Source organism: Streptomyces sp. NPDC028308, from assembly GCF_055565855.1.
Map to the genome: position 1 here is coordinate 523814 of NZ_JBVHTO010000001.1, position 17962 is coordinate 541775.

At 71.8% G+C, this 17962-nt stretch carries 17 protein-coding genes, 2 tRNA genes and 1 pseudogene; 16 read left to right on the forward strand and 4 right to left on the reverse strand.

Annotated elements, in window-relative coordinates; genetic code table 11:
- Positions 1-41 precede the first annotated feature (41 nt).
- Entirely contained in the window at positions 42-2147 is a 2106-nt protein-coding gene (locus tag ACZ4VA_RS02170; protein WP_355779284.1) for a hypothetical protein, read from the reverse strand.
- 268 nt (positions 2148-2415) lie between these two features.
- Between ACZ4VA_RS02170 and proB the strand changes: the two genes are divergently transcribed.
- The 5 genes from proB to ACZ4VA_RS02195 all read left to right on the forward strand — a co-directional run bounded on the left by proB (position 2416) and on the right by ACZ4VA_RS02195 (position 7362).
- Positions 2416-3543, forward strand: a complete 1128-nt coding sequence (gene proB, locus ACZ4VA_RS02175) for a glutamate 5-kinase (protein WP_355779281.1) — start codon at positions 2416-2418, stop codon at positions 3541-3543.
- Between the two features lie 177 nt (positions 3544-3720).
- The gene (locus tag ACZ4VA_RS02180) at positions 3721-4179 is read left to right on the forward strand and encodes a hypothetical protein (RefSeq protein WP_355779290.1); all 459 of its coding nucleotides are present in this window, start codon (positions 3721-3723) and stop codon (positions 4177-4179) included.
- Between the two features lie 73 nt (positions 4180-4252).
- Positions 4253-5539 carry a glutamate-5-semialdehyde dehydrogenase gene (locus ACZ4VA_RS02185; protein ID WP_389389525.1) on the forward strand — a complete coding sequence of 429 codons (1287 nt, stop codon included), beginning with the start codon at positions 4253-4255 and terminating at the stop codon, positions 5537-5539.
- 85 nt (positions 5540-5624) lie between these two features.
- Positions 5625-6218 carry an SCO2584 family spore wall biosynthesis protein gene (locus ACZ4VA_RS02190; protein ID WP_452922325.1) on the forward strand — a complete coding sequence of 198 codons (594 nt, stop codon included), beginning with the start codon at positions 5625-5627 and terminating at the stop codon, positions 6216-6218.
- Positions 6219-6294: 76 nt separating this feature from the next.
- Entirely contained in the window at positions 6295-7362 is a 1068-nt protein-coding gene (locus ACZ4VA_RS02195) for an SCO2583 family membrane protein (RefSeq protein ID WP_355779272.1), read from the forward strand.
- Between the two features lie 395 nt (positions 7363-7757).
- On the opposite strand, the gene ACZ4VA_RS02200 is transcribed toward ACZ4VA_RS02195, so the two are convergent.
- Entirely contained in the window at positions 7758-8873 is a 1116-nt protein-coding gene (locus tag ACZ4VA_RS02200; RefSeq protein WP_356237707.1) for a M48 family metallopeptidase, read from the reverse strand.
- Between the two features lie 99 nt (positions 8874-8972).
- Here ACZ4VA_RS02200 and ACZ4VA_RS02205 point away from each other — a divergent pair, with 99 nt between their 5' ends.
- The 7 genes from ACZ4VA_RS02205 (at position 8973) to ACZ4VA_RS02235 (ending at position 13491) form a co-directional block, all read left to right on the forward strand.
- A complete protein-coding gene (locus tag ACZ4VA_RS02205) occupies positions 8973-9134 on the forward strand; it encodes a hypothetical protein (protein ID WP_355779266.1) in 162 nt (53 codons plus the stop codon).
- Between the two features lie 139 nt (positions 9135-9273).
- Complete coding sequence (locus tag ACZ4VA_RS02210; RefSeq protein ID WP_097263999.1) at positions 9274-9438, forward strand: hypothetical protein; 165 nt, start codon at positions 9274-9276, stop codon at positions 9436-9438.
- 79 nt (positions 9439-9517) lie between these two features.
- Positions 9518-10216: a nicotinate-nucleotide adenylyltransferase gene (nadD, locus tag ACZ4VA_RS02215; protein WP_355779262.1), complete on the forward strand. Its 699-nt coding sequence runs from the start codon at positions 9518-9520 to the stop codon at positions 10214-10216.
- 16 nt (positions 10217-10232) lie between these two features.
- A complete protein-coding gene (locus tag ACZ4VA_RS02220; RefSeq protein ID WP_355779259.1) occupies positions 10233-12026 on the forward strand; it encodes a LytR C-terminal domain-containing protein in 1794 nt (597 codons plus the stop codon).
- A 174-nt stretch (positions 12027-12200) separates the two neighbouring features.
- Positions 12201-12644: a ribosome silencing factor gene (gene rsfS / locus ACZ4VA_RS02225; RefSeq protein WP_355779256.1), complete on the forward strand. Its 444-nt coding sequence runs from the start codon at positions 12201-12203 to the stop codon at positions 12642-12644.
- Positions 12641-13312 carry a histidine phosphatase family protein gene (locus ACZ4VA_RS02230; RefSeq protein ID WP_355779253.1) on the forward strand — a complete coding sequence of 224 codons (672 nt, stop codon included), beginning with the start codon at positions 12641-12643 and terminating at the stop codon, positions 13310-13312. The genes rsfS and ACZ4VA_RS02230 overlap by 4 nt, the downstream gene beginning before the upstream one ends.
- A 106-nt stretch (positions 13313-13418) precedes the next feature.
- Positions 13419-13491: transfer RNA gene (locus tag ACZ4VA_RS02235), tRNA-Ala, on the forward strand.
- A gap of 102 nt (positions 13492-13593) precedes the next feature.
- Here the strand turns inward: ACZ4VA_RS02235 and ACZ4VA_RS02240 are convergent.
- On the reverse strand, positions 13594-14490 hold the full coding sequence (locus tag ACZ4VA_RS02240) for a helix-turn-helix transcriptional regulator (RefSeq protein ID WP_468079321.1): 897 nt from the start codon (positions 14488-14490) through the stop codon (positions 13594-13596).
- A 216-nt stretch (positions 14491-14706) separates the two neighbouring features.
- Between ACZ4VA_RS02240 and ACZ4VA_RS02245 the strand changes: the two genes are divergently transcribed.
- From ACZ4VA_RS02245 to ACZ4VA_RS02255, 3 genes are all read left to right on the forward strand, one after another.
- Positions 14707-16071, forward strand: coding sequence for an MFS transporter (locus tag ACZ4VA_RS02245; protein WP_468079625.1), 1365 nt, complete (start codon positions 14707-14709; stop codon positions 16069-16071).
- A 69-nt stretch (positions 16072-16140) separates the two neighbouring features.
- Positions 16141-16314 (forward strand): hypothetical protein, encoded by a 174-nt coding sequence (locus tag ACZ4VA_RS02250; protein WP_355779248.1) that lies wholly within the window; start codon positions 16141-16143, stop codon positions 16312-16314.
- A gap of 3 nt (positions 16315-16317) precedes the next feature.
- Positions 16318-16551 (forward strand): DEAD/DEAH box helicase family protein, encoded by a 234-nt coding sequence (locus ACZ4VA_RS02255; protein WP_121403099.1) that lies wholly within the window; start codon positions 16318-16320, stop codon positions 16549-16551.
- 37 nt (positions 16552-16588) lie between these two features.
- On the opposite strand, the pseudogene ACZ4VA_RS02260 reads toward ACZ4VA_RS02255, so the two are convergent.
- Positions 16589-17734, reverse strand: a pseudogene (locus ACZ4VA_RS02260) (glycosyltransferase 87 family protein); the annotation flags it as partial.
- A 113-nt stretch (positions 17735-17847) separates the two neighbouring features.
- On the opposite strand from ACZ4VA_RS02260, the gene ACZ4VA_RS02265 reads away from it, so the two are divergent.
- Positions 17848-17920, forward strand: a tRNA-Ala gene (locus ACZ4VA_RS02265).
- Positions 17921-17962 lie beyond the last annotated feature (42 nt).

Sequence of the window (17962 nt, forward strand, 5' to 3'; positions counted from 1 at the left end):
GGGAAGCTGCTCCCGGGGGCCCTTCGCGTACGGGACGGGACCTACGCGGTGACCGAGTCCTCCGCGCCGTTGTCCTCCGTCTCGACGGCCTCCAGGCCCTGGTCGGACTCCTGGGCCGTCTCCTCGGCGGCGCTGCGCTGGGAGGGGATCTCCGCGGCGAGACGCGACTCCATGCGCACGCGCCGCTCGTCGGCCTTGGTGCACAGGGCGTCGATCGCCGAGTTGAAGCGGGCCAGGGACGGCGGGTCCGAGGGGCCCAGCAGGTGCACCTTGAGCTCGGCGCGGGCCGCGGTGAACAGGTCCTTCTCCGGGAAGCGCACCGACTCCAGCAGCGCCGGCACCCCGTCCGCGGCCGGGGTGAGCACGACACCCGCGGACACCGTCGGGAAGCCCGCGCGGAACGCCGCCTCGGACATGCCCGAGGTGTTGGCGACGGCGTAGGGCTTCTCGCTGGACAGCCAGTCGGAGACGACCGACGAGACGTCACTGATCAGCAGGTCCGCCTGGTTGAAGCAGGTGAAGATCGCCGGACGCGCGTCGGTGATGATCTGGTGCTCCCACTCCGGGAACGACGCCCAGTAGGCGGACTCCCACGCCGCGGTGGCCCGGGCGATCTCCGCCTCGCGGTCACCGTGCGGCGCGCCCTGGAGCAGCATCCGCTCCATCTCGTCGGCGCTGGCACGGAAGGCCGTGGAGGTCAGCTTGTCCAGTTCCGCGGTGAGGCGCGCCAGATCGGCCGCCGCCTCCGGGCCCGGGCGGGCACCCGACCGCTTGGTGTTGGCCTCGCGGATCATCGCTTTGATGCGCTCGTTGGCGGCGCCCGCGCGCGGGTCGACGGAGCCGGTCATCGGGTGCGGCTTGTAGAGCAGGCGCACACCGTCGTCGGCCAGCAGCCGCCGGACGATGTTCTCGCCGGCCAGCACCACCGAGGTGTTGCCCGGGTTGCCGTCCCAGCCCTCCCAGGTGGGGGCGTACAGGACGGTCGTGTACGTGCCCGTCGGCGCGCCCGAGTAGGGGCGGATCGGCGCCAGCTGCGGGCGGCCCACCTCGACGATGTCCTTGTTCTCGACCCCGACCTCGGCCAGCAGGTAGCGCTCGCGGGCCGCGGGACCGGCCACCCACACCTCGTCGTACGCCTTCGCGTACGGGTTGCAGGAGGACAGCTTGTCGCTCTCGCCGTGGTTGGTGAAGGCGTGCTTGATCGTGGGGATGCGCAGCACCTGCGAGGTCTTCGCGGCGTTCGCCGGGTGCAGCATCATCTTCAGCGTCGAGTTCTCCAGCGAGAACATCGTCGACACCTTCGGGAAGCAGATGATCGGGACGTCGGTCGCGTCGATCTTCTGCACCATGAAGCGCTCACGCAGCACGATCAGCGGCTTGGCGTCGATCTGCGAGAGCGTGGAGAGCCACATGTTCGCCTGGTACGCCGACGTCGTACCGCCGGAGAAGTACATGGCGACCGTCGGCCGGTACTCCGCCAGCCACTTGTCCAGCCACTCCATGACCTTCTGCTCGCTCTCCGCGCGCTTCCTGGGGAGCAGCCAGGTGCCGAGGTGGACGGTGCCGCCGGCGATCAGCAGCAGGGAGACGCCGACGCCGACGGCGCCCCACAGGCCGTCCTCGGTGGCCGCGGTGACCAGCAGGCCGATCGTCGCGGGCACGGAGAAGGTCAGCAGGCGGTGGCCCTGGCGGCGGGCCAGGATGCGCGGCGGCGCGGTCGTCAGGCGCAGCGCGGAGGCGTCGATGTTCCGCGTGACGATCGGCAGCGTACGGGTGCGGCGGACCAGGACGGCGACGGCCTGGCACGCGAAGTGCAGCCCGTAGAAGAGGCAGAGCGCGACGAGCAGCGGCGCCTGCTCGCGCTCCGGGTCGATGCCGTCGATGCGCAGCAGGCCCACCAGGACCAGCATGTCGCGCAGCAGCTGGCGGACCGTGACGTCGAAGCGGACCTTGCCGAGCAACGCGAGCAGACCGGGATCGCGATACTGCAGATAGACGTCGAGGGCGAGTCCCGCCGCGCTCGCGGCGACGAACACCGGGACGTACGGCAGCAGAGCGGAGACGATCTGTGCCGTGAAGAGCGCGAACATCGCGAGCAGCGCGGAGAGCTGCACGATGCGGCGGGGGGCGAGGCCTGCGGAAGGCACGGGCGGGGCTCCTGCGAAGGGATGCGGCGGATGGGCGAACCGGGGGTGACGTCGGGCAGGCATGACCTGGCCGACCACTGACCGTATGACCTCTGGCGCCCGGCTAGCAATCTTCGGTGGGAACTATCACCGGAAAACGGGCATCCTGCCCTCGGTGTCGTGTGCGCGGGGGCCGTCCGCCCCTCGGAACGCGGCGGCGAACCCAACCCGCGCTCACGTAGATTGCACGTACCGGGCTGGTCGGACCTCACAGACATTGGGGAAGTACGTGTCAGCGGCAAGGCAAGGTGTGGCGGACGCCCACAGGATCGTCGTCAAGGTGGGCTCCTCGTCCCTGACCACCGCCGCCGGCGGGCTGGACGCCGACCGGGTGGACGCCCTCGTCGACGCCCTCGCCAAGGGCCGCAGCGGCGGGGAGCGGGAGATCGTCCTCGTCTCGTCCGGCGCCATCGCCGCCGGGCTCGCCCCGCTGGGCCTGCGCCGCCGCCCCAAGGACCTCGCCCGCCAGCAGGCCGCCGCCAGCGTCGGCCAGGGGCTGCTCGTGGCCCGCTACACCGCCTCCTGCGCCCGGCACGGCATCCGCGTCGGACAGGTGCTGCTCACCTCCGACGACACCAGCCGGCGCGCCCACCACCGCAACGCCTCCCGCACCCTCGACAAGCTCCTCGCCATGGGCGCGCTGCCCGTCGTCAACGAGAACGACACGGTCGCCACGGACGAGATCCGCTTCGGCGACAACGACCGGCTCGCCGCGCTCGTCGCCCACCTCGTACGCGCCGACCTGCTGGTCCTGCTCTCCGACGTGGACGGGGTGTACGACGGCGACCCCGGCAGGCCCGGCACCTCGCGGATAGCGGAGGTGCGCGGCCCGCAGGACCTGGCGCACGTGGAGATCGGCAGCGCCGGCAAGGCCGGGGTCGGCACCGGCGGCATGGTCACCAAGGTCGAGGCGGCGCGCATCGCGGCGGCGGCGGGCATCCCGGTGGTCCTGACGTCCGCCGTGCACGCCGCCGACGCCCTCGCCGGCCGCGACACCGGCACGTACTTCCACCCCACCGGCCGCCGCTCCGCCGACCGGCTGCTGTGGCTCCAGCACGCGTCGACCCCGCAGGGCGCGCTCGTCCTGGACGACGGGGCGGTCCGCGCGGTCGTCGAGCGCCGCACCTCGCTGCTGCCCGCGGGCATCGCCGGGGTCGAGGGCGAGTTCACCGCGGGCGACCCGGTCGAGCTGCGTGACGGCCGGGGCCGGGCGGTCGCGCGCGGCCTCGTGAACTTCGACGCCAAGGAGATCCCGCAGCTGATCGGGCGCTCGACGAGGGAACTGGCGCGCGAGCTGGGTCCCGCGTACGAGCGCGAGGTCGTACACAGGGACGACCTGGTGCTCCTGCACCCGTAGAACGCGTCCCGGACACTCCGTAGGACAACCGGCCACGGTGGTCGTGAACGGCCGATTCTCCCGCCCTCCGGCGAGGGACGTTCCGTAAAACCGCCACGCGATCCCGCCTTAGCTGTTCAACTTTGTTGCAGGGAGATTCCGCACGACCATTGCGTAAAGGAGGCCGCCGTGAGACGAGTGCGCCCTGGGGCGGCGGCGTCCCGCGGTGGTGGCACCTCCCGTGCGATGAGCGAGGAGCGCGCGCTCACCAGCGTCGCCGCCGGTGACACGTACGAGGGCGGCGACCCCGCGGACGTGCCGCGGCTCTGGCACGTCACGCTCAGCCTCTCGGGCGGCGAGGCCCCGCTGAAGGAGGTCAGGCGCGCCCTGGAGCAGCTCGCCCACGACCACCCCTTCCTCCTCACCAGCCGGTACGCGAACGACCACGCGGAGATCCGGTACTGGGAGGAGGCCCGCGACCTGCACGACGCGGCCGCGGTCGCGCTGCGCCTGTGGGGCGAGCACCGGCAGACCGCCAAGCTCCCGCCCTGGGAGATCGTCGGCCTCGAGGTCATCGACCGGGAGACCTACCACCACCGCATCGCCGAGGGGTACGGGCCGCTGCCCGCCACCCCGGTCGGCGTGCATCCCTTTTGAGCCGCCTTCGCCGGGTGTCTCGGGGTTTGGGACAAGAGCTGAACAGCCCCATTCGGAGCACTAGGCTGCCGTCATGACCACGCTCTCGCCGTACGACTCGATGTCCCCGGTCACCCAGGCCGCCTACCGTGCGAAGGCCGCCGCCGCCGATCTCGCGCCCCTCCCGCGGGCCGAGAAGGACGACGCGCTGCTCGCGATCGCGGACGCGCTGGAGGTCCGTACGAGCGAGATCGTCGCGGCCAACGCCAAGGACATCGCCCGTGCCCGCGAGGCCGGTACCAGCGAGACCGTCATCGACCGGCTCACGCTCACGCCCGAGCGGGTGCGGGCCATCGCCTCGGACGTCCGCGACGTGGTGGCCCTGCCCGACCCGGTCGGCGAGGTCGTCCGCGGCTCGACCCTGCCCAACGGCATCGACCTGCGCCAGGTGCGCGTCCCGCTCGGCGTCGTCGGCATCATCTACGAGGCCCGCCCGAACGTGACCGTCGACGCTGCCGCCCTCTGCCTGAAGTCCGGCAACGCGGTGCTGCTGCGCGGCTCCTCCTCGGCGTACGAGTCGAACACCGCCCTCGTGCGCGTGCTCCGCGACGCCGTGGGCGGCGCCGGACTGCCCGCCGACGCCGTGCAGCTCGTGCCCGGCGAGGGCCGTGACTCCGTCCGCGAGCTGATGCGCGCCCGCGGCCTGGTCGACGTCCTGATCCCGCGCGGCGGCGCCTCCCTGATCCGCACCGTCGTGCAGGAGTCCATCGTCCCGGTCATCGAGACGGGCACCGGCAACTGCCACGTCTACGTCGACGCCGACGCCGACCTCGACATGGCGATCGACATCCTCATCAACTCCAAGGCGCAGCGCCCGAGCGTCTGCAACGCCGCCGAGACCCTCCTGGTCCACCAGGACATCGCCCCGCGGTTCCTGCCGCGCGCCCTGGACGCCCTCGCGGACGCCGGCGTCACCGTGCACGCCGACGAGCGGGTGGCGGCGTACGCGAAGGACTCCCGGGCCACGGTCGTGGAGGCCACCGCGGAGGACTGGGAGACCGAGTACCTGTCCTACGACATCGCCGCGGCCGTCGTGGACTCCCTGGACCGCGCCGTCGAGCACATCCGGCTGTGGACCTCCGGGCACACCGAGGCGATCGTCACCACCTCGCAGCAGGCGGCCCGCCGGTTCACCCGCTTGGTCGACTCGACCACGGTCGCCGTGAACGCCTCGACGCGCTTCACCGACGGCGGCCAGTTCGGCTTCGGCGCCGAGATCGGGATCTCCACGCAGAAGCTCCACGCCCGGGGCCCCATGGGGCTGCCGGAGCTGACGAGCACCAAGTACATCGTCACCGGGGACGGGCACGTCCGCCGCTGAGCCCGCCCGCCGGAAGGCGTCTCGCCAGGCGGATGAATTTCCATACGGTCTGCCCAAAATGACCCCCCAGGTCTACGCTGGACCCGTGCCGGAGGACGTGGGGGGCATGCCGTTTCCGGACGGCTGGGAGCCCGACGACGACCGCGACCGCGGGGGTATGGACGAAGAGTTCGCCTCCGTGGTCTTCGACGAGGACTTCGTCCGCTCGGCCGTGGTCCACGAGCCGACCGCCGTGGAACGCCTGGTGGCCGCCGCCCAGGCCCGCGCCGAGGCCTCCGAGGAGGCCCGCCGGGCCCGCGCCGGGAGCCACGGCGACGACGACCGCTACGAGGACGGCTTCGGCCCCGACGGACACTCCGGTTTCGGCCACGACCTCGATCCGGACGATCCGGACGCCGCCGACGTCCTGGAGGGCCGCTACGGGCCGTCGGGGACGTACGGACCGGGCCGCTGGCACCGGCCCGTCGCCTGGATGCTGGCCCTGCTGATGGGCGTCGGCATGGTCGCCCTCGCCTTCACGGCGGTCTACCGGGGCGCCTCGTCCGGCCGCCAGGACCAGGTCCCCGCGCCCGCCTCCACGGGCCTCGAACAGGGCCCGGACAAGGTCACCGGCGTCAGCCCCTCCGTTTCCGCCGAACACTCCCAGCCGGCGGTGTCCGCGGTGCCCCGCACCCCCTGACAAACCTGCCCCGAACCGGTCGCAAGTTGTCGCGTAGCCGGGTTTACCGCGGCTCCCGGAGACCTAACCTGAAGGTATGGACGGGACTGGAGACCCACCTGAGGGGGCGCCCGAGGGTGCTCCCGGAGGTGGGGAGGACGAGTACCGATCCGTCGTCTTCGACGAGTCGTTCGTCCGTGCTGCCCGCCTCCAGGAGTTCTCCGCCCGGGAGCGGGTCGACGACCACGCCCCGGCCGTACGCCGCCGGCCCCCGCTGCACCGCGGACTGTCCCGGCAGGCCCTGATCCTCGTCCTGCTCATCGCGATCGCCTTCGGCACCGCGATCTACATGGGTGTACGCCATCCGTACCAGAACCCCGTCGCCCAGCCGCCCGAGCCGCTGCGGATGACCGTGATCCCGCTCGCCCCGCAGAGCGCGGTGCCGGGCGCCGCCAGCGCCGACGACCTGTACGCGCACAGTCCCGCGGCGCAGTTCCGCATCGGCGCCGACGGCTTCACGATGCCCGCCTCCCGGCGCACCGCCCACTTCTCCGACAGCCAGGTCGTCGCCGCCCTCACCACGGCCAAGGACTACCTGGTCAGGTCCTCCCTCGACCCCGACGTGCTCACCGGCGGGGTCACCCGGCCGGTGCGGATCCTGCTCGACCCGCAGCAGCTCGACCAGTTCGACCAGAGCTTCGACCATCCGACGGCGGACGGACGGCACGCACCCACCGGCTGGCTGGTCCGCTTCGACCCGTCCCGCGAGCGGCTCGCCGACAGCAGGATCCGCGTGCAGGGCACCCTCCAGGCCGCCGAGTTCGACTCGAACACCCTGGAGGTCATCGCCGACCACACCCTCGTCTACGCCCTGCGGCCCACGGACTCCGACGCCAAGGCGGAGGTGTCGCTGTTCACCGTGCGGCGCGAGCTGCACTTCCGCTTCGACCGCGACGACCTGCGGATGCACCAGGCCGAGCTGGTCGTCTCCTACGTCCAGGCCGGCCCGCTCGCCTGCGCCGAGGACTCAACCAGCCGGCTGCGCCCGCTGCTCGCCGGCCAGACGGCGAAGGCGGGCGGCCCCGCCGGCACCGACCCGTACGCCACGGGCAGCGCCACGGCGCTCTGCGGCTCACTGTCCACCAGCGCCCAGCCGAAGGTCTGACCTTCCCTGGGCCACCCGGCTTCGCAGGCCGGCTGCGGGTTCGGGACGATGGCGCGCCTCCGCCCGTAAGGGCTCGCGGGAGGCCGACCCCGGTCGGGAGGACATGGCGGGTCCGTCCCCGGCCACGCGTTCGGGCGGCGGCCTGATTCCGCCCGCAAGGGCTGGACCGGAGACCGATCCCGGCCCCGGCCTCCCGGCGGGGGTAGGGGCGGAGGTCCCGCTCGTGAGCGCCCTGAGGGGGTCGGCCCCGGCTGGCACGGACGGCCCGGATCCGACCCGTACCTGCGTGCCGTATCTGCGCGGGCGCCCAGCCGGGGGCATGACGCACGCCCCGGCACAGGCGGGGCTGACGCACGGTCCCGCCTGTGCGGACGGACAGGGCCGTGGCGCTGGGCTCAGGGGGTCGGGTCGGGGTCCTCGCCTCGAGGCGGGCCGTCCTGCGGCGGGGTCTGGTCCTTCGGGGCGCTGCCCGAGGCGAAGCCGCCGAAGCCGCGCCGCACCCGGCCGCCCAGATCTCCCGCACCGCCCGCGAGGTCGCTGACCAGCTTCATCAGCGGGTCCTTGGAGTTCTTCACATCGCTGGCGTAGCTGGCCGCCGACTGCCGGAAGGAGTCCGACACCGAGGTGTCCTTGTCCTCGGTGCGCCGCGGGTAGTGGCCGTCCATGATCCGCTGGTAGTCGCGGGACTCCGCCCACTTCTTCAGCTCGGCCGCGCGCACCGTGGTGAACGGGTGGGACCGGGGCAGGGCGTTCAGGATCTTGAGCACGGAGTCGCGCAGGTCGCCGCCCGCCTCGTACTCCTCGGCCTGCGCGAGGAACGCGTCCACGTTCATCTCGTGCAGGTGGTTGCCGCCCGCGATCTTCATCAGGCCGCGCATCGACGCCCGCAGGTCCTGGCCGACGAGGAGTCCGGCGCGGTCGGCCGAGAGCTCCGACTTGCGGAACCACTCGCGCAGCGCGGTGACGATCGCCATGATCGCGAGGTTCCCGAGCGGGATCCAGGCGACCCGGAGCGCCAGGCTGGTGAGGAACAGCAATATCGTGCGGTACACGGAGTGGCCGGACAGTGCGTGGCCCACCTCGTGGCCGACGACCGCCCGCATCTCCTCCTCGTCCAGCAGCTCCACCAGGCCGGTGGTGACGACGATGATCGGCTCGTCGAGGCCGATGCACATCGCGTTCGGCTGCGGGTCCTGGGTGACGTACATCGGCGGGACCTTCGCCAGGTCCAGGATGTAGCAGGCGTCCCGCAGCATGTCGTTCAGGTGCGCGAACTGCGCGTCCGAGACCCGTACCGAGTCGGACAGGAACAGCAGCCGCAGACTGCGCTCGGGGAGCAGCCCGCTGAGCGCCTTGAAGACCGTGTCGAAGCCGCTGAGCCGGCGCAGCGCCACCAGCGCCGAACGGTCTGCCGGGTGCTCGTACGCCCGGGAGGAGATCTCCGGGAAACGCCTGCGCGACCTGCTCGGCACGCTCTCGTGCCCGTTCCGCTCGTGGCTGTCGTCGGACATGTGGTCCCCCATGCGTCTGATTGCCCTGTGTGCCCCCGAAGCGGTGCCCAGCCTAGGCGGAGATACGGTGGCAGGGCAGCACACCGTGAGGAGCAAGCCATGGAGCACATCCCCGCAGCCGACTGGCTCACCGAGGCCGCGAGCGCGGCGGACCAGCAGGGACCGGGCAATCTGCTGCGGGTCGTGCTGATCGTCTGCGTGGTCGGGATCGTCCTGCTGGCCTGGTTCCTGCTCCGCGGATACAAGCGGGACGACGACTGACCCCGGCGGGCGGCCACCCGGACCCGTGCGCGCGACCGGGCCTCCCCAACGGCGGAGTCGGGGTGATGGGGGCCGGAGCCCCCGCATACGATGGCCCGGACGTCTTTATCCCGCCCACACCGGATAGGTCCTGCCGAAGATGAGCTTCCACAGCACCGCTGCCCAGTTGGTCACCCTTGCCGCAGAGGGCGAGGAGCACGGCGGCAACCACGAGAGCCTCAGCCCGTACCTGACCGGTGGCGGCGCCTTCGTCGTCCTGCTTCTCCTGCTGTGGATCACCACCCGCTTCAACCGGGACCGCTGAGTCCCCCGCGGGCTTCCGGGCCGGGGCCGGGGGGCCTGTCGGCCGAAGCCCGTCGGCCGGGCCGGTAGGGTCTGCACGCATGGGAGAGCAGGACATGCCTACCGGTCCGGCGGATGACACGGTGAGCGGCACCGCACACCGCGCGGCCGGCCGCCTGGTGCCGGGCACGGACAACGGCCCGTCGAGTCCGGGCAAGCGCCGCCTCGGCGTCATGGGCGGGACGTTCGACCCGATCCACCACGGACACCTCGTGGCGGCCAGCGAGGTCGCCGCTCAGTTCCACCTCGACGAGGTGGTGTTCGTGCCGACCGGGCAGCCGTGGCAGAAGACCGCGCGCAAGGTCGCACCGGCCGAGGACCGCTATCTGATGACGGTCATCGCGACCGCCGAGAACCCCCAGTTCTCGGTGAGCCGCATCGACATCGACCGCGGCGGCCCGACCTACACCACCGACACCCTGCGCGACCTGCGGGCGCTGAACCCCGACACCGATCTGTTCTTCATCACGGGCGCCGACGCGCTCGGCCAGATCCTGACCTGGCGGTACACGGAGGAACTGTTCTCCCTCGCGCACTTCATCGGCGTCACCCGGCCCGGCCACACGCTGACCGACCCGGGTCTTCCGGAGGGCGGTGTCTCGCTCGTCGAGGTCCCCGCGCTCGCCATCTCGTCCACGGACTGCCGTGCCCGGGTCGCCAAGGGCGACCCCGTCTGGTACCTGGTGCCGGATGGTGTGGTGCGCTATATCGACAAGCGCGAGCTGTACCGCGGCGAGTGAGCCGAGAGGGGCACCGGTGAACGACCGATACGACGGATACGCGGGCGGCGACCAGTACGAACTCGTCGGCTACGACGAGTTCGGGCAGCCTGTGTACCGGCAGGTCCCGCAGCAGCAGGGCTACGACCCCTACGCGCAGCAGCAACAGCAACAGCAGGGGTACGGCTACGACCCCTACGCGAGCGGCCAGGAGCCGCCCGCCCCCTCGTACGACACCGGCTCCCAGCAGCCGGTGAGCCCCTACGACACGGGCACGCAGCAGCCGGTCCCGCCGTACGACCCGGGGAGCGGCTACGACACGGGCACACAGCAGCCCGTCCAGCCCTACGACACCGGCACGCAGCAGCCGGTGACCTCCTACGACGCGTACGACTCCTACGGAGCCTCGTCCACGGGGACCGCGTACGACGCCTATGGACACAGCCAAGGCCAGGGCCAGGGCACCGGGCGGCAGCCGCGTGTCGTCGAGCAGACCGCGTACATCCCGCAGCAGTCGAGGTCCGCCGAGGAGAACGAACCGCGGGCCGACCGCGACTACCGCACCGAGCAGTTCGCCTTCGTCGAGGACCCGGACGGGGACTCCGAAGACGTCATCGACTGGCTGAAGTTCACCGAGAACCGCACCGAGCGACGCGAGGAGGCCAAGCGGCGGGCCCGCAGCCGCGTCGTCACGCTGGTCGTGGTCCTCGCGCTGGTCGCCGTCGGCGGCGTCGGCTACCTCTGGTACGCGAACAAGCTGCCGGGCACGATCTCGGACGGCGGTACCGGCACCACCACGGCCGCCGGCGCGCAGAACCGCGACGTGATCGTCGTCCACCTGCACAACACCAAGAAGGGCGGCACCTCCACGGCGCTGCTCGTCGACAACACCACCACGAAGCAGGGCGCGACCGTCCTGCTGCCCAACTCCCTCGCCCTGACGGACGACGACGGCACCACGACCACCCTCGCCAAGTCCGTGGACGACGACGGCTCGTCGGGTACGCGCGACGCGATCGACACGGTCCTGGGCACCGACATCGAGGGCACCTGGCGCCTGGACACCCCCTACCTGAACAACCTCGTCGAACTCGTCGGCAACATCGACATCGACACCGACGCGGACGTGCCGGACCCCGACGCCAAGTCGGCCAAGAAGGGCGCCGCACCCCTCGTGCACAAGGGCGAGGACCAGACCCTCAGCGGCAAGATGGCCGTCGCCTACGCCACCTACCGCGCCCCCGGCGAGGCCCCGAACGCGCAGCTGGAGCGGTTCGGCCAGGTGATGCAGGGCGTGCTGCGGAAGCTGACCTCGGACCCGCAGGCCGCCACGACCACCGTGCAGACGCTCGCCCAGATCCTCGACCCCTCGCTGAACGACAAGGACCTCGGCACCTTCCTCGCCAAGCTCGCCGAACACGCCAAGGGCGGCGACTTCAGGACCTCGATGCTCCCGGTGCAGTCCGACGGCACCCTCACCGCGAAGACGAGCGACAGCGTCGTGAAGAACGTCCTCGGCGGGTCCGCCCGGAGCCCTCAGCAGGGTGACGCCGTCCGCGTCGGCATCACCAACGCCACCGGCACCAAGGAAGGCACCGAGAAGGCCCGCGTGGTCCTCATCAACGGCGGCTACACCTTCGTGGACGGCGGCACCGCCGAAGCCACCGAGAGCGTGTCCCGGATCACCTACGCCGACGCGAAGAGCAAGGACGACGCGGTCGAGGTCGCCAAGACCCTCGGCCTGCCCACCGGCTCGGTGAAGAAGGGCAAGGTCACGTCCAACGCGGACGTGTCGGTCGTGCTGGGGCAGAACTACCGCACCTCTTCGTGACGGGGAGCACGTCCCGGCAGGTCCGGGGCGTGATCCCGCCATCACGTGGGGTGCCGTCGGCGGGCCGTGAGACCCTTGAGGAGACCCGTGAGGGTTCCTGACCGCCGACGGGCTGCGACATGCGGGGGCGACCCCGCACCCAGCCGACCCCTGTTCCCGACCGAAAGCTTCGTAGTGACCGCCACTGACCGTTCGATCGAGCTCATCACCACCGCCTCCCAGGCGGCCGCCGACAAGCTCGCGCACGACATCATCGCCTACGACGTCAGCGACGTGCTGTCGATCACGGACGCCTTCCTGCTGGCCTCCGCACCCAACGACCGCCAGGTCAAGTCGATCGTCGACGAGATCGAGGAGCGGCTGAACAAGGAGCTCGGCGCCAAGCCGGTCCGCCGCGAAGGTGACCGCGAGGCCCGCTGGGTGCTCCTCGACTACGTCGACATCGTCGTCCACGTCCAGCACAGCGAGGAGCGCGTCTTCTACGCGCTGGAGCGCCTCTGGAAGGACTGCCCCGAGCTGGAGCTGCCCGCCGACGCCAAGGCCACCCGCGGCAAGGCCGAGGAGCACGCCAAGCTGCAGGCCGAGGAGGACTCCGCCGACTTCGGGGAGCTGCGGTGAGCGGCCCCGCCGGAACCGCCGAGCGCAAGAAGGGCCGGGGCCGCCGCGTCATCCTGTGGCGGCACGGCCAGACCTCCTGGAACGTGGAGCGCCGCTTCCAGGGCACCACGGACGTCGAGCTCACCGAGACCGGCATCGGCCAGGCACGCCGCGCCGCCCGGCTGCTGGCCTCGCTGCGCCCGGACGCCATCGTCGCCTCGGACCTCAGGCGCGCCGCCGACACGGCCGCCGAACTCGCCGCGCTCACCGGCCTGGAGGTCACGCACGACGAGGGTCTGCGCGAGACCTACGCCGGCGTCTGGCAGGGACTGACGCACACCGAGATCATCGCCCGGCACGGCGAGGAGTACGCCGCCTGGAAGCGCGGTGAGCCGGTCCGCCGTGGTGGCGGGGAGCTGGAGACCGAGGTCGCCGACCGGGCCGCCCCGGTCGTGCTCCGGCACGCCGACAAGCTTCCCGAGGACGGCACCCTCGTGGTGGTGAGCCACGGGGGCACCATCCGCACGACCATCGGCCGCCTCCTCGGTCTCGAATCGCGGCACTGGGAGAGCCTCGGCGGGCTCTCCAACTGCTGCTGGTCCGTCCTCGGACAGGGCGCGCGCGGCTGGCGCCTGCTCGAGCACAACGCGGGCACGCTGCCCGAACCCGTGCTCGGCGACGACGACTGAGCACCCCTTTCCGCACCCGCTCGAGGGGTCGGGACCCGGATTTCACTTTCCGGCAGGTCACCGGTTAAAGTTCTTCTTGTTCGCCCGCCGAGCGGGAAGAACGCAAGGGGCTATAGCTCAGTTGGTAGAGCGCCTGCATGGCATGCAGGAGGTCAGGAGTTCAATTCTCCTTAGCTCCACAGATCGACTCTCTGTTGAGTTGTCAAAGATCGGTGATGAAGATCCCGTTCCCGTGAGGGGACGGGATTTTTCGTGTCCCCGCCGGTCCCGGGCGGGGTGCGTCAGGCGTCGGCCCCCACCGGCCCGGCGTCCATCGCGTCGGCCGGTGGCCAGAGCCGCTCCCGCCACTCCCGCAGCAGCGCCACCCCCTCGCGCGCCGACGCGTCCTCCGGCGTGTACGCCACGATCCGGCACTCCGGCATGCCGTCGACGGACAGCGACAGCGAGGTCATGCGCAGCTCACCCACCACCGGGTGCCGGAACGTCTTCACGCGGGGTCCCGGCGGTATGACCTCGCCACCGGCCCACAGCTCCACGAAGTAGGGGCTCGCGTCGGACAGCCGGCGGATGAAGTCCTCCCAGGCGGGCTCGCCGACGTGTCTTCCGTACGCCGCGCGCAGGGTGGCCACCATCACCGGCAGCTCACGGTCCGGGTGCACCAGGGGACAGGACTCGTCGGAGACCGTGAACAGCGTCCACAGCACGTTCGGTACGCCGATCTGCGCGCTCGTCGGCACCATGAACAGGTCCCGGTAGGCCGGGTTCGTGGCGAGCACGTCGTACCGCGAGGTGTAGACGACCGCCGGATGCGGGTCGAGGGCGTCGATGATGTCCTGCACGTCCGGCCCGACGGTCTGCGCGAGGCTCTCCGGACCGGACTCGTAGGGCACCTCCGCCAGGTGGTACAGGTGCTCCCGCTCGGCCCCGTCCAGTCGCAGCGTGCGCGACACCGCGTCCAGGACCTGCGGGGACGCGTTGATCGGCCGTCCCTGCTCCAGCCAGGTGTACCAGGTGACGCCCACGCCCGAGAGCTGGGCGACCTCCTCGCGGCGCAACCCCGGCGTGCGGCGCCGGAAGCCCGGTGGCATCCCCACGTCGGCCGGTGTCACACGGGCCCGCCGGCTGCGCAGAAAGGCGGCCAGCTCCGGCCGGCGCCGCTGTGTCGTGACCATCGTCATCACATCCCCCCGCTCCATCGTCGGTGCCGGAGCCCTCGGCTGCCAGGTGCTGTCAGTACCAGCATCGGCGGGCTCTCGTCACCCGGATCCGCTCCTCGCCAGGCTCGGCGCATGACGACCACAAGCCCGGCAGGGCCCGCCCCGCAAGCGGGTCCGAGTCCTGCGACCAGTAAAAGCCCAGGCACTGACAACGGCTCCGGACGGCTGCTCGCCGTCGTGCTCGCCGCCCAGTTCATGGCACTGCTCGACGTCTTCATCGTGAACGTCGCCGTGCCCACGATCGGTTCCGATCTCCACGCGTCCGGCGCCGGCCTGCAGCTGGTGGTCGCCGGCTACTCCGTCGCGTACGCCGTCCTGCTGATCACCGGCGCGCGCCTCGGCGACCGGCTCGGTCACCGCCGCGTCTGGCTCACCGGACTCGCCGTCTTCACCGTCGCCTCGCTGGCCTGCGGACTCGCCCAGGGCACCGGCGAGTTGATCGCCTTCCGGGTGGTGCAGGGCGCCGGATCCGCCGTGATGATCCCGCAGGTGCTCAGCCTGATCCAGCGCCACTTCGCCGGCGAGGGCCGGGCGCGGGCGCTCGGTGCCTACTCCGCGGTCCTCGCGACCGGCGCCGCGGCGGGCCAGGTGCTCGGCGGGGTTCTCGTCAGCGCCGATCTGTTCGGCACCGGCTGGCGGCCGGTGTTCCTCGTGAACGTGCCGGTGGGCGTCGTCCTCCTCGCCGTCGGAAGCCGGGTGCTGCCGCGCGACGACACCCGGGCGCTGGAGCGTACGCGCGGCCTCGACCTGCCCGGGCTGGTGCTGCTGGGCGCCGCCGTCTCCCTGCTCACGGTGCCGCTCGTGCTCGGCCAGGAGGAGGGCTGGCCGCTGTGGTCCTGGCTGTCGCTCGCCGGGGCCGCCGTCCTCTTCGGTCTCTTCTGCGCCTACGAGTCCCGGCTCGCCCGCCGCGGCGGGGCCCCGCTGATCGCGCCGCGGGTGCTGCGCCATCCCGGCATGGGTCTCGCGGTGTTCCGGATCACCGCCGTGATGGCCGTCAACGGCGGGTTCCTGTTCGTCCTCACCCTCCACATCCAGGGCGGCCTCGGCTACTGCGCCCTGCGTGCGGGGCTGACCTTCGCGCCCACCGCCGTGGTCTTCGGCCTGGTCGGCCTGACCTGGCGAAGCTGGCCCGCGAGGTGGCAACGGGCCCTCGTCCCGGCCGGGTTCGCGCTCGCCGGGGCCGGCGTGGCGGGCGTAGGGTGGGCGCTGCGGGACGGCGGTGACGGCGGCCTGTGGCTGTACGCGGCGTTCACCGGCGTGGGCATGGGCCTGGCGCTCAGCTTCAGTCCGACGCTCACCGGGGCCCTGGCGACGGTGCGGGCCGAGGACGCGGCGGACGCCGGCGGACTGCTCGCGACGGTCACGCAGCTCGGTCAGCTGATCGGTGTCGCGGGCTTCGGCGCACTCTTCCTGGATCGGCTTGAGTCACTTGGGGCTCCCGGGGCGTATACCTCAGCGGACGGGCTTCTGGCGTGCACGTACGCCCTGGCGGCCACGGCCGTGCTGGGTGCCGTGGCCGGACTGGTACGCGGGCGTCGCTGACCGTATCGGCCCGGCCGTGGCAGAATCAGACGGCCGGAAGGGGGCGCGGCCCGACGGGAGGGAGTAGCGATGCCTGCGAGCATCCTCGAGGAGACCGACCGGCTCCTCGAAGCGTCGACGACCCGGAAGACAGCCACCCTCCTCGACTGCCCGTCCTGCGGTTCCGTCCATGTCGCCCAGGTCCTCGGGGACAACGGCGGGATCTCCTACGTGTGCACGGCCTGCGGCCACAGCTGGAGCTGATCGATGGGTGCACACAGGCGGAAGTGCGATTGGTGCGGCAGCGGCACGCCGATCGTCCGCGACATGGAGCCGCTCAACCACGACTACCAGTACTGGTGCGAGGAGTGCGCGCGGGCGCTGATCATAAAAGGCGACCCGATCGAGACGTACCGGGAGCTGGAGGGCGAGCCGATCTACGGACGGCTGCTCGACGAGCACTGCACACTGAAGCGGTTCTACTCGTTCGCGACGGCCTGAGCGCATCGAAGGGCCCGGGCCGTTCCGTCCGGGCCGCGGCCAGGGCGAGGACGGCGAGAGCGGTCACCCCGTAGAGGGCCGACAGCGTCAACTCGGCGCCTCCCTGACGCAGTTCGGGCCGGCCGGGGCCGTGCGGCACCCACCACAGCGCGTACGAGCAGAAGACCAGCGCCGAACACCCCGCCGAGGCCCGGTGTCCGGTGGTCAGGACCAGGGCGAACGGCACGCACCACACCCAGTGGTGCGACCAGGAGACCGGACTGACCAGCAGTGCCGTGGCCGCGCAGGCCACCGTCGCCCAGGCCCGGCTGCCGCGCAGCTCGGCGGCGACCGACACGGCGAGGCCCACGGCGCCCGCCGCAACCGCGGCGGCCACCCACCACAGCCCCGGGTCGGGGGTGTGTAGCAGCCGGGCCAGGATCCCGCGCAGCGACTGGTTCGCGGTGTCCTCCGCCCGTCCGACCCGTCCCGCGTCGAACACCACCCGGGTCCAGAACCGCCAGGAGTCCTCCGGCAGGACGGCCGCCGCCGACAGCGTGGCACCGGCGAAGGCGGCGGCCGCCCGCCGCGCGTGCCGCGTCCACGGCTCCGCGGAACCCCCGCGCGCGCGTGCCACCACTCCGGTGACCAGCAGGAAGAGTGCGAACAGAGCGGGCGTCAGCTTGATCGCGGCGGCGAGTCCGATGCCGAGACCGGCCCACCGGTGGCCGGGTCTGCGGGTCAGGTCCCACAGCACCAGCACGGCGATCAGCAGGTTGACCTGCCCGTACCGCAGCGTCGTCCACACCGGCTCGCACCACACGGCGACGGCCGCCAGCCACCAGACGCCCTCCACGCGCGCGTGCCCCGCCAGCCGCAGCGAGAGACCGGCGAACGCCACCAGGAGGAGGAGGTTTCCGGCCGTCGCCAGGGTGCGCGCGGCATCCGTGCCCGGCAGGGTCAGCGGGACGAACAGCAGGGCCCCGAAGGGCGGGTACGTGCCGGGCAGGCGGGCCTCGGTCGTGCGCAGCGCGTACAGGTCGCCGCCGTCGAGGACCGTCGCGCCCTCCGCGCGGTAGACCATCAGGTCGATCATCGACACGTGCGCGGCCCGCTGGGCCGCCCAGAACACCGCGAAGGACAGCAGGCACGTCCCCAGGGCGAGGCGCGCGCGGCGGTCACGGGGCAGGGCGATCAGAGTCACGAAGGCCGACACTATCCGCCGTATCCGTACAGAACGGAAACGATTTGGTGGTGCACCCGGGAGACCGTGTAGTGTTGGCGTCGCCGCCGGGGAAACCGGGCGGAACACCGCAAGGGGCTATAGCTCAGTTGGTAGAGCGCCTGCATGGCATGCAGGAGGTCAGGAGTTCAATTCTCCTTAGCTCCACAGCAGTTGAAGGCGGGCCACTCGATTCGAGTGGCCCGCCTT

Coding starts and splice junctions, on each gene's coding strand:
- ACZ4VA_RS02240 (WP_468079321.1), bottom strand. CDS start 14,490: ATGACGATGGTCACGACACAGCGGCGCCGGCCGGAGCTGGCCGCCTTT.
- ACZ4VA_RS02250 (WP_355779248.1), top strand. CDS start 16,141: ATGCCTGCGAGCATCCTCGAGGAGACCGACCGGCTCCTCGAAGCGTCG.
- ACZ4VA_RS02205 (WP_355779266.1), top strand. CDS start 8,973: ATGGAGCACATCCCCGCAGCCGACTGGCTCACCGAGGCCGCGAGCGCG.
- ACZ4VA_RS02200 (WP_356237707.1), bottom strand. CDS start 8,873: ATGTCCGACGACAGCCACGAGCGGAACGGGCACGAGAGCGTGCCGAGC.
- ACZ4VA_RS02185 (WP_389389525.1), top strand. CDS start 4,253: ATGACCACGCTCTCGCCGTACGACTCGATGTCCCCGGTCACCCAGGCC.
- ACZ4VA_RS02210 (WP_097263999.1), top strand. CDS start 9,274: ATGAGCTTCCACAGCACCGCTGCCCAGTTGGTCACCCTTGCCGCAGAG.
- ACZ4VA_RS02255 (WP_121403099.1), top strand. CDS start 16,318: ATGGGTGCACACAGGCGGAAGTGCGATTGGTGCGGCAGCGGCACGCCG.
- nadD (WP_355779262.1), top strand. CDS start 9,518: ATGGGAGAGCAGGACATGCCTACCGGTCCGGCGGATGACACGGTGAGC.
- ACZ4VA_RS02195 (WP_355779272.1), top strand. CDS start 6,295: ATGGACGGGACTGGAGACCCACCTGAGGGGGCGCCCGAGGGTGCTCCC.